The sequence below is a fragment of the Gordonibacter sp. genome (assembly GCF_036667095.1).
Classification (GTDB): domain Bacteria; phylum Actinomycetota; class Coriobacteriia; order Coriobacteriales; family Eggerthellaceae; genus Gordonibacter.
The window spans coordinates 1,331-2,430 of record NZ_JAVWUP010000076.1; the positions used below are offsets into that span (position 1 = coordinate 1,331).

Sequence of the window (1,100 nt, forward strand, 5' to 3'; positions counted from 1 at the left end):
TCGAGGCGAACATCCCCTTGCGCTTGCAGCAGCTTTAATGTTGCTTCTTCGGATGGCGTGAGATAACTGAGACGAGCGCGGCTTGGCGTGGGTTCGTTCACGCATAAATCTTGATGAGCTGCGAACGTTTTTTCGTCCATCATCAACGATTCGGTGCGTGTATGGTGGTGACGCCATTGGCTGAGAATCGCAAACCCATGGCTATCCAAGTCACCCCAGTACAGCACAGGTACGGCTTGCAGCCACGCTAGGGATGCCAATTCGCTCACGCCGTAACCGCCCCCATGGATGCCTAGTGCCCCGTCGAGCGATGGAAGAGTCATGAGTGATATCAGATTCTCGCATAAAATGACCAGCTCGGGTGCGCCGGTGTAGCGATTCAGCTCGGCTGGCGATGCGGAAAGGTCGCGCAGTCCACCCGGTGCAAGAGACTCGTCAAGGAAACGCACCCTTATCTGAGCGGGAGCGCGCAGTTGAAACGGAACCGAATCGCGTCCGGTGAAAACTTTGAGCAGCAGCTCGGTTACCTTGCGGTGGCGCTCTACCCACTTGGTGTCGATGCCGCGAATGGGAAGCTCGCGCGCATAACAGGCTACGTCTGGATGTTGGACGAGCCACGAGAGCACGGCGAGGAGCTTATTCCAATCATCATAGTTTATCTGGGGAAACAGCAAAGCTGCCTTTTTAAAGGCAGGTGCTATTTCGATGGGAGCTTCTTCGGCTCGTGTCCTTTTGGTGGTTGAGGATCCGGCAATCGTTCCTTCGGCGGGTGTCCTTTCGGTACCTGCTGCAGCTGGATCTGAGTCGTTGCATGTCGCTTGCTCGCGTCGATATAAAGCGGCAAGTTCGGCTGTGCGATTCTTCAGGATATCCCACGCGCTTTTGCATTGGGCGAACGAGGCAATGTCGTTGGGGGTGCGCAGCAGCAGCTTCTGGGGAAGACGTTGATCGCCGACGCTTGGCCATGACTTTTGTACCCATGTGATGTGGTGGTCGCTGTCGAGGTCTTGCCATGAACGGGCCCATGCTCGCGCTGCCGCAGGATTGGCGAGCACCGTTTTCTCAGTGGGGACGTGCAGGGCAAGGGAGAACTCGGGGTT

At 56.6% G+C, this 1,100-nt stretch carries 1 protein-coding gene; it reads right to left on the bottom strand.

All coding sequences use genetic code 11. From position 1 onward, the window contains the following. On the bottom strand, nucleotides 1-1,100 hold a 1,100-nt coding region (locus tag RR842_RS08210), incomplete at both ends, for a Wadjet anti-phage system protein JetD domain-containing protein (RefSeq protein WP_332729437.1).